We start from the raw sequence: 9,681 nt of genomic DNA, 5'->3' as shown, positions 1-9,681 counted from the left end.
CCGGTACATCGACGGCGAGGTGAAGGTCACCCAGGTCGCGGACGGGCCGCACACGCCGAAGGTCAACGAGTGGGTCGACTTCCGCTCCGCCGCGCGCGCGAGCGCGGTCGGCAAGTGCCTGCTGACGCAGCTGGACGTGAACGGGCGCAGAGACCACCTCTCCCGCCACAAGATCGCGCGGCTCACCTCGCGCACCATCACCAGCGAGAAGGTGCTGTTCTCCAAGCTCGACAGCCAGCCGCCGACCGTTCCCGTCCTGGACCTCCAGGAGTACGCCGTGGGCACGGTCTGCGCGGCGGTTCCGCTGACCGCCGGGTCGGCCGTGGGCTGCCTCGCGCTCTCGCTCCCGATCGAGCACGCGCACCGGCTGCGCTCGGCGGCCGACGCGCTGAACCGCAAGGCGGCCCCGGTGGTGCTGTCGCTGGCGCTTTAAACCCGTACGCGCCGGATGTGAGCCAGCTCACGCGCGCGCGGGCGGAAGCACGCCTCGGACCAGGTAGTATTAACTCTGTCAGCAGGCGCCGCTAGCTCAGTTGGTTAGAGCAGCTGACTCTTAATCAGCGGGTCCGGGGTTCGAGTCCCTGGCGGCGCACAGACGAAAGAAAGCCCCTCGCGAGAGCGAGGGGCTTTCTCGTGCTGGTGCGGTGCTCGCGCACACGGCTCAGAACTGGACGTCCGAACAGGCGTAGAAGGCGTTCCCCGTGTCGGCGATCGTCCAGACGGCGAGGATCAGGTGCCTGCCCGTCTTGCCGCTGGGGATCGTCCCGCTGTGCGAGAGCGTGGACGGCGGCTGCTGGGCGTTGTACGGAACCGTGAGGAACGGCTGCGGATCCAGGGCCGCGCGGGTCAGCGGAGCGTTGGAGTTCCAGCCGTTCCTGGTGATGTAGTACCTGAAGTCGGTGGTGCGGTGCCGTGCCGTGAACTGCCAGCGGAAGGTGTGGCTCTGACCGGCGGCCACCCGGGTGGCGGGCCAGGCCCCGCCCCGCGGATCGTCGAGCTGGGCGAAGGTGGAGTTGCCGCCGGCGCATATCCGGCCGTCGGCGGGCCCGCCGGACGGGAAGCCCTTGGGCCCCTCGACCGACTGCGGCTCCCACTGGATGGCACCGCAGTTGGTGACGGTGCCGTTGGCGCAGAGCTTCTGGCGGCTGATGGGTGAGTCGGTGTAGCCGTGGCTGCTGGCGCTGCTGGTGGCGAGGAGAGACGCTCCGGCGACGCCGAGCGCCACCACGGCCGCGCCGAGGGTGCGGTTTCGCATGCTGGTGCTCCAGGTGAACGTGGGGGAAGTTCCATGAGCCGTGCTGCGGTGGTGCCCTGGTGCGATCCAGCCGGGAGTTGGTCTGGACCAACTCCCAATGTAGGGACGTCAATTAGACATGTCCATACCAATCACGGGGCTTCGACCGGACCACTGCGACCCGTGTAGAACGCCACCGTCAGGTCCTTGACCAGCGCCTTGCGGTCGTAGTCGTCCAGCTCCACCAGACCACGCGTGGTCAGCCGGTGGACCATGTCGTCCACCGCGTCCACCACCGACGTGAGCACCATGTCCCGGTGCTTGGCGTCGATCGACGCGATGCGCCGCCGCTGCATCGCGGCCGCGATCTCGGGCGCGTACTCGATCCGCGTCGGCTGCGCCGAGAAGACGTCGATGCCGACCGGCGCGCACTCCTCCGACAGCATCCGCGTCAGCGCGTCCCCCACCACCTCCGCGTCCCGCAGCGTCGGCGCGTCCTCGTGGAAAGCGTCGGCGGGCAGCTGGGAGAGCACCCGCGCCATCGCCGCCTCCACCTGCTCGCGCAGGTACTGCTCGTGGTCCGCGACCCCGAGCGCCGCCCGCACCGTGTCCCGGATGCGCCACACCACCAGCACCACCACCCGCAGCGCGGTGCCGTTCGCGTCGACGGCCGGCAGCGGCTCGCTGCGCCAGTGCCGCAGCCGTACGTCGACCCGGCGGCGCAGCATGAGCGGGCTCACCCACACCAGCCCGGTGCGCCGCACACTGCCCCGGTAGTCGCCGAACAGCGTCAGCACCCACGCGTATCCGACCCGCCCGCGCCCCAGCCCGCCGAAGGCGAACAGCGTCATCAGCACTCCGAGCGCGAGCAGCGCCCACCAGCCGAGGGCGATGCCGTGGTACGGAGGGGACGGCAGCCGCAGCATCAGCGTCAGCGCCGGGGGCACGACACCGACCCACCACAGCACCGCCGCGCACCCGGCGAGCGCGGCGGCCCCGGCGACGACACCGACCCAGCCGGGCAGCACGGGACCGGGCCGCTCGACGAGGCGCGGGTCGCCGGACGGCACGGGTCGCGACCGGCCGGCAGGCGGTGTCTGCGCCGGTGCCTGAGTCGGCACGGACACGCATACGGACACGGCTCCGGGCACGGAGCCCGCGGGCGGCCGCGGCGGCGCCTCGTCCCGTACCGCCGCGTCGGTCGTCGCGGCCGCGCCCTCGCCGCCGGCCTCGCCGCCGTCGCCGTCGGTCCCGCCGCCCTCCCCGTCGTCCCGGAACAGCAGGTGGACCGGGATGGGCCCGGTCGTCTCGTTGCCGATCACCGGCACGCGCCGCACGTGCGGCCCGCCGCTTTCCGGTGTCCCCGTCTGCATCACTCACACCTCGTGGTCACAATTGGTCGTCGAGTCTTCGGGTCGTCGAGTCTTCGGGTCGTCGCATCGGTCATCGGTCATCGGAACAGCCGCCGCCACGTCTCCGGTCCCGGATAGCCGTCCGCCTCGCGGCCCCGCCAGCCCTGCGCCCGCTGGAACGCCTCGACGTTGCGCCGGTCGGCCTCGCCCCAGCGCGGGGTCGGCCCCGTGCGGTAGTGGGCGCCGAACCCCCGCCGCACCAACTGGCGGCCGAGCTGCTCGACGTACGGGTTCGACTGGCCCGGCCGGAACCAGCCGCGCCCGGGGAAGTCGGGCGTGCCGCTGCTCCGGGCCGCTCCCGGGATGTCGCGGCCCTGACCCCGCACCAGCAGCCGCCAGGTGTGCGGCCCGGGCAGCCCGTCCGCCTCGCCGCCCCGCCAGCCCTGCGCCCGCTGGAACGCCCGCGTGGCCGTGCGGTCGGCGTCGCCCCACCGGGGGCCCGGCCCGGAGCGGTAGAACCGCTCGCCGCCGCGCGCCGCGAGCATCCGCCCCAGCTGGGTCACGTACCGGTTGGCGGCGCCGGGGCCGAAGGAGCCGTCGCCGGGGTACGCCACCGGCGTGCCCTGGCTGCCGGAGGCCGGGAGGGCGCTCAGGCCCTTGTAGCGGTAGGCCACGTAGCGGCTGGAGTTGGTCCAGTACGCCATCGGCGTGGCCTGCTTGCGGGCGTGCGGGCGGGCCTGCTCGTAGGCGGTGTAGTAGGTGTGCGTGTAGTCGGTCCAGCCGCCGAAGATCGTGACGTGCGAGCCCTTGTTCGGGTCGGCGGGGTTGTGGAAGAGCAGGATGTCGCCGGGCTGGAGCTCGCTGCGGGCGATGGGGGTGCCGTACCGGTCGAGGGTGCCCGTCCACTCGTTGCCGGGCAGGCCCCAGGCCATCGAGACGAACCCGGAGCAGTCCTGCCGGTAGCCGTCGTGCCAGTACTTCTCCATCGAGTACGGCACTTTCGCCGCCACCCACAGCTTGGCCCGGTTGATGATCTCGGCGCGGGTGGAGCGGCGCAGCGTCTGGGCGGACACCCCCGCCTGACTCGCCGTCGGCCCGGGCCGCGGCCGTCCGTGCAGGGGCCCCGTCTGGCCCTGCGGTGTGCCGGGGCCCGGGTCGTCGCGCCCCGTGAGGGCGCCGGTGGCCCCCGTCCGCTGGAGCGGGTGGGTCGCGGGGGCCGCGACCTCGGCCCCCGGCGCGGCGCCGGCGCCCGCCCCCAGGGCCACACCCGCCACGGTGGCCAGGACCAGGGCGCGGCGGGCGCCGTGCGCGGCGGGGTGACCACCGGCGCGCACGGCGAGCCCGAGGGCCAGCTCACGGCGCTGCCGGGCGCAGCCCGCGCACGGGCAGTCGGCGTCGGGCTCGTACTCCTCGAAGACCAGGGCGGCGGCCATGCGGATCCTCTCCTCGCTGCGGTACGGGCGCCAGTGTCGCAACTATCCAGATATGTCGCATTTTGACTGAAGGAAGAGGAAAACCGGTCAGCTGACAGGCCGAGCCGCCGGGCGGGATGGTCGGGACCACTCCCGGACATCCGGTAGAGTTATGCAGGTCAGCAGGCGCCGCTAGCTCAGTTGGTTAGAGCAGCTGACTCTTAATCAGCGGGTCCGGGGTTCGAGTCCCTGGCGGCGCACGCGAGGCCGAGGCCCCCTCACCACTGGTGAGGGGGCCTCGGTCGTTCCCATGGCCACATCCGTGCGGTGACCCCCGCGGTGATCCTCGCACTCCGGATGGGGGCCGTAGAATCTGGCGTGGACCCGACACACCCCCAAGAGGGCAGTGGGTTCGAACAGTTGGGGGAGCGGCTTTCCGCAGGTGCCCCGGTGACGGAATCGACGGGGTGGGGGCCCCGTTCACAAGCCGATCACAGGACAGGCATCATGCAACCGGAGGGTCTCCAATCCATGTCTGAGGAGACGGCGGCCCGCCACTGATGCACCCGGGCGCCGGCCGCGGGAAGCCGAGGGAAGCGCGCGGCCCGGGTGTGGAACGAACACGACCAATCACGCAGCAAGCATGCGTGCGGGGGGAAGACTCATGACGTCGACGCCGACCGGCGACCGGCAGGACAACGACCCATCCCGGACCACTCAGCTCCGGGTTCCCCCGCGGCTCAGGACCGGGGGCGGGCCCCGGCAGCGACCCGTCGCGAAGCCACTGCCGCGCTACGACTACGAGCACTACAGCCGGCTCGCCGGGCCGCTCACCCAGCCGGACCCCAACAAGCCGTACACGGTGCAGTACCGGTCCCTCATCTCGCAGGAGCCGCACCGCATCCGGGTCGCGCTGATGCTCGCCGCCGCGCCGGTGCTCTCCCTGGTGCTGCTGGTCTGGCTGCTCCAGCCGTCGCACTGGACGGAGCGCGACTACCCGGCCTTCGACTGGCTGCCGGCCCTCGACGTCGTCATGCTCGTCTCGATCGGCCTGATCGAGCTCTTCCGCTGCATGAACGTCTTGTCGAACGCGCACGCGACGCTCGTCGCTCGTGACCCGATACCCGTCGTGCCCGAGACCGGCACCCGCGTCGCCTTCCTCACCTCCTTCGTCCCGGGCAAGGAGCCCCTGGAGATGGTGACGAAGACGCTGGAGGCCGCGGTGAAGATCCGTCACCGCGGGCTGATGCACGTCTGGCTGCTGGACGAGGGCAACGACCCCGAGGTCAAGGCCGTCTGCGAGCGCCTGGGCGTGCACCACTTCTCCCGCAAGGGCATCGCGAAGTGGAACCAGCCCTCCGGCCCCCACCGCGCCAAGACCAAGCACGGCAACTACAACGCCTGGCTGGACGCGCACGGCGACAACTACGACTTCTTCGCCTCCGTCGACACCGACCACGTGCCGCTGCCGAACTACCTGGAGCGCATGCTCGGCTTCTTCCGCGACCCGGACGTCGGCTTCGTCATCGGCCCGCAGGTCTACGGCAACTACGACAACTTCGTCACCAAGGCCGCCGAGTCGCAGCAGTTCCTCTTCCACGCGCTGATCCAGCGCGCCGGCAACCGCTACGGCGCGCCCATGTTCGTCGGTACGTCGAACGCCGTGCGCATCAAGGCGCTGAAGCAGATCGGCGGCCTGTACGACTCGATCACCGAGGACATGGCGACCGGCTTCGAGATCCACCGCCACAAGAACCCGGCCACGGGCCGCAAGTGGCGCTCCGTCTACACCCCGGACGTGCTCGCGGTCGGCGAGGGCCCCAGCGCCTGGACGGACTTCTTCACCCAGCAGATGCGCTGGTCGCGCGGTACGTACGAGACGATCCTCACGCAGTACTGGAAGGGCTTCGGCACGCTGCCGGCGGGCAAGCTCTTCAACTACACGATGATGATCATCTTCTACCCGATGTCCGCGCTGAACTGGATCCTGGCGGCACTGAGCTGCGCGCTCTTCCTGGGCCTGGGCGCCTCGGGCGTGAACATCGACCCGACCGTGTGGCTGATGCTCTACGGCAACGCCTCCGCGCTCCAGATCGGCCTGTACGTCTGGAACCGCCGCCACAACGTCTCCCCGCACGAGCCGGAGGGATCCGGCGGTGTGGCCGGCATGGTCATGTCCGCGCTGTCCGCGCCGCTCTACGCCAAGGCCCTGATCGACTCGGCCCTCCGCCGCAAGAGCAAGTTCGTCGTCACCCCGAAGGGTGACTCGGCGAGCCCGGACCGGTGGTTCGGGACCTTCCGGTACCACTGGTACTTCATCGGGATCTTCGTCGCCTCCATCGTCGCCGGTTTCGTCCTCGGGAACTCCCACCCCGCGATGGTCGTCTGGGCGTCGTTCGCGACGCTGATCACCGCGTTGCCGATCTTCGTCTGGCGGCACATGCTGCGCCAGGAGAAGAAGCGCCGCCCCGCCCGGCACGCCGGCGGGGGCCGCCCGCCGCAGCCGCCCGCGCCCGCCGTGGACCACGCGCCGCAGGCCAGGCCGAGCTGGGCCGAGCAGAACGACACCATGCAGATCGCCCTTGGGGGACGTAACAAATGAGCAGCCTGCCCGTCCGGCCGAACCACCGGAAGAACCGCGCCCGTCGCATCCTGATAGGCACGGCGGTGGTCGCGGTGGTCGCCGGGTTCAACGGGCCGGCCCTCTACCGGTACGGCTCGGAGAAGTACCACGACTACACGATCAACAAGCCGGAGTACAAGGCCGCCAACGGCCACTGGGACTTCCTCGACGTCCCCTCCGAGTTCCGGATCAACACCATCCACGCGGCGCTGCTGCACACCGGCAAGGTGCTGCTCATCGCCGGCTCCGGCAACAACCAGAAGAACTTCGACGCGAACAAGTTCGAGTCGGTCCTGTGGGACCCGAAGACGAACACGTTCAAGAAGATCCCCACTCCCAAGGACATGTTCTGCGCCGGGCACACCCAGCTGCCCGACGGGAAGCTGCTGGTCGCGGGCGGCACCAAGCGGTACGAGAAGCTGAAGGGCGACGTCACCAAGGCCGGCGGCCTGATGATCGTCCACAACGAGGACCCGGACAAGCCGATCACGCTGCCCGCGGGCACCGAGTTCACCGGCAAGGCCAACGGAAAGACCTTCGTCTCCAAGGACCCGATCCTGGTGGAGAAGGCGAAGAAGGTCTTCGACCCGGCCACGGGCGCCTTCCTGCGCACCGAGCCGGGCCTCGGCCGGATCTACGTCGAGGCCGAGAAGTCCGGCAAGGAGTTCGAGACCGGAACCGAGGACAACTACAAGATCGAGGGCCTGAAGGGCAAGGACGCCCGCAACGTCTACGGCATGGCGCAGAAGCTCGCCCTCGACAAGAAGGACTTCCAGGGCATCAAGGACGCCTTCGAGTTCGACCCGGTCGCCGAGAAGTACATCAAGGTCGACCCGATGAACGAGGCCCGCTGGTACCCCACGCTGACCACCCTGAAGGACGGCAAGGTCCTCGCCCTCTCCGGCCTCGACGAGATCGGGCAGATCGTCCCTGGCAAGGACGAGATCTACGACCCGAAGAAGAAGACGTGGGAGTACACCGGGATCGAGCGCCGCTTCCCGACCTACCCGGCGATCTTCCTGATGGACAACGGCAAGCTCTTCTACTCCGGCTCCAACGCCGGGTACGGCCCCGCCGACGTCGGCCGTGAACCGGGCGTCTGGGACCTGGAGACCAACGAGTTCGACAAGATCCCGGGCCTGAGCGACCCCGACAAGATGGAGACCTCGGCGACGGTCATGCTGCCGCCCGCGCAGGACCAGAAGTTCATGGTCATCGGCGGCGGCGGAGTCGGCGAGTCCCAGGAGTCCAGCGAGAAGTCCCGTCTGGTCGACCTGAAGGACCCGAACCCGCGCTTCAAGGACGGCGCCACGCTGGAGAAGGGCACCCGCTACCCGAGCGCCTCGCTGCTGCCGGACGACACCGTGCTGGTGACCGGCGGCTCCGAGGACTACCGGGGCCGCGGCGGCTCCAACATCCTGCAGGCGCGTACGTACGACCCGAAGACCGGCCAGTACAAGCGGGTCGCCGACCCGGCGGTGGGCCGCAACTACCACTCGGGGTCCGTGCTGCTGCCCGACGGCCGCGTGATGATCTTCGGGTCCGACTCGCTCTTCGCCGACGCCGCCAACACCAAGCCCGGCGTCTTCGAGCAGCGCATCGAGATCTACACCCCGCCCTACCTGTACCGGGACGCGCGGCCGAAGATCACCTCGGGGCCGGAGACGATCAAGCGCGGCGGGAGCGGGGTCTTCAAGACGCCGGACGCCGCGAAGATCAAGACGGCGAAGCTGATGCGGCCGAGCGCGGTCACGCACGTGACGGACGTCGACCAGCGCTCGATCGCGCTGGAGGTGGAGAAGACGGCGGACGGCATCGAGGTGACGGTGCCGAAGAACCGCGCCCTGGTGCCCTCCGGCTGGTACATGCTCTTCGTCACGGACGACAAGGGCACGCCGTCGGAGGCGGTCTGGGTCGAGGTGCCGTAAGCGGGTCGAGGTGCGTTGAGCCGAAGGGCCCCGGCGGTCGCCGGGGCCCTTCGCGTACGCGGGTCTACTTCGTGTTGCGGGCCAGTTCGAGGGCGTACTCCGGGAACCAGTCGCCCGCCTTCGGGCCGCCCTTGCAGTCGCCGTCCGACTCGCCGGGGCGCTTGATCCACAGGTACGCGTCGACCAGCGGGTCACCGGTCTCGGTGGTGGGCGTCTCACCGAGCGCGCGGCCCGGCGGGTTGCACCAGCGCTCGGCGGGGTCGCCGTCGGTGTAGGGGCCGTTGCCGTTGCGGCTGGTGTCGATGACGAAGTGCTTGCCGCCGACGTTCGCCGAGACCTTCCGGCCGTACTCCTTGCTGGCCTCGGTGGTCTGGAAGTTGGCGACGTTCACCGCGAAGCCGTCGGCCTGCCCCACGCCCGCGCGCTTCAGCGGCTCGAAGATCTGGTCGGGCTTGCCCCAGCCCGCGTTGCCCGCGTCCAGGTACACCTTGGTGTGGGGCTGCTGCTTCAGCCGCTGGACGGCACCGCGCAGGAGGTCATACCGCTCCTCGTGGTAGCGCCCGTCGGTGCAGTTGTCCACCATGTGCATCACGGCGTCCGGCTCCAGGATCACCGTCGCCGGGCGGTCGCCGATGCCCTTGGCGACCTTGTCGAGCCAGTCGCGGTACGCGTTGCCGTCGGCGGCGCCGCCCGCGGAGTGCTGGCCGCAGTCGCGGTGGGGGATGTTGTAGAGGACGAGGACGGCGTCCCGGTCGGCCTTGGCGGCGGCTTCCGTGTAGCCGCGGGCCTCCGCCTCCGGGTTCTCGGCGCCCACCCACTGGCCCATCGGCTGGGCGGCGATCTTCTTGATCAGCTCGGCGTTCTCCGTGTCCCCGTCGCGCACCCGACTGGCGAACGCCTGGGCCGCCTTCCCCTCCGGGTTGACCCAGAACGGGGAGACCTCCTTGGGCTGCTGGCCGATCCCCGGCGCCGGCCCCTGCGACCGCCCACCGCCGTCCGAGGAGGAACACCCCGCCAGCAGCAGCGCCGCGACCGCCCCCACCGCGGCCGCGCCCAGGCGCGCACGACCGGTGCAACTGCCGTACATCCACTCCCCTTTGGTGCACTGTCGTCTCGTCGGGGCCACCCCCCA

6 protein-coding genes, 2 tRNA genes and 1 pseudogene are annotated in these 9,681 nt (G+C 70.5%); 5 read left to right on the top strand and 4 right to left on the bottom strand.

Going from position 1 to position 9,681, the window contains the following annotated elements; translation table 11 throughout:
- Both AC07FJ_RS30285 and AC07FJ_RS30280 read left to right on the top strand, forming a co-directional pair.
- Positions 1–433: IclR family transcriptional regulator domain-containing protein (locus tag AC07FJ_RS30285; protein WP_479052403.1), on the top strand; the 433-nt coding region annotated here is incomplete at its 5' end.
- Positions 434–518: 85 nt separating this feature from the next.
- Positions 519–592: transfer RNA gene (locus AC07FJ_RS30280), tRNA-Lys, on the top strand.
- A 69-nt stretch (positions 593–661) separates the two neighbouring features.
- On the opposite strand, the gene AC07FJ_RS30275 is transcribed toward AC07FJ_RS30280, so the two are convergent.
- The 3 genes and pseudogenes from AC07FJ_RS30275 to AC07FJ_RS30265 all read right to left on the bottom strand — a co-directional run bounded on the left by AC07FJ_RS30275 (position 662) and on the right by AC07FJ_RS30265 (position 4,019).
- On the bottom strand, positions 662–1,255 hold the full coding sequence (locus tag AC07FJ_RS30275) for a lytic polysaccharide monooxygenase auxiliary activity family 9 protein (RefSeq protein WP_479052402.1): 594 nt from the start codon (positions 1,253–1,255) through the stop codon (positions 662–664).
- A gap of 131 nt (positions 1,256–1,386) precedes the next feature.
- A pseudogene (locus AC07FJ_RS30270) lies at positions 1,387–2,568 on the bottom strand (SPFH domain-containing protein); the annotation flags it as partial.
- Between the two features lie 116 nt (positions 2,569–2,684).
- Positions 2,685–4,019, bottom strand: coding sequence for a peptidoglycan-binding protein (locus tag AC07FJ_RS30265; RefSeq protein ID WP_479052401.1), 1,335 nt, complete (start codon positions 4,017–4,019; stop codon positions 2,685–2,687).
- A gap of 165 nt (positions 4,020–4,184) precedes the next feature.
- Here AC07FJ_RS30265 and AC07FJ_RS30260 point away from each other — a divergent pair.
- The 3 genes from AC07FJ_RS30260 to glxA all read left to right on the top strand — a co-directional run bounded on the left by AC07FJ_RS30260 (position 4,185) and on the right by glxA (position 8,549).
- Positions 4,185–4,258, top strand: a tRNA-Lys gene (locus AC07FJ_RS30260).
- 404 nt (positions 4,259–4,662) lie between these two features.
- Positions 4,663–6,600, top strand: coding sequence for a glycosyltransferase family 2 protein (locus AC07FJ_RS30255; protein ID WP_479052400.1), 1,938 nt, complete (start codon positions 4,663–4,665; stop codon positions 6,598–6,600).
- Positions 6,597–8,549, top strand: a complete 1,953-nt coding sequence (glxA, locus tag AC07FJ_RS30250; RefSeq protein ID WP_479052399.1) for a radical copper oxidase GlxA — start codon at positions 6,597–6,599, stop codon at positions 8,547–8,549. The genes AC07FJ_RS30255 and glxA overlap by 4 nt, the downstream gene beginning before the upstream one ends.
- A 64-nt stretch (positions 8,550–8,613) precedes the next feature.
- On the opposite strand, the gene AC07FJ_RS30245 is transcribed toward glxA, so the two are convergent.
- On the bottom strand, positions 8,614–9,636 hold the full coding sequence (locus AC07FJ_RS30245; RefSeq protein WP_479052398.1) for a glycoside hydrolase family 6 protein: 1,023 nt from the start codon (positions 9,634–9,636) through the stop codon (positions 8,614–8,616).
- Between the last annotated feature and the right edge of the window lie 45 nt (positions 9,637–9,681).

This window comes from Streptomyces sp. NPDC045998 (assembly GCF_056430285.1).
The sequence above is the reverse complement of the archived record's forward strand: the minus strand, read 5'-3'. Positions and strand labels throughout refer to the sequence as shown.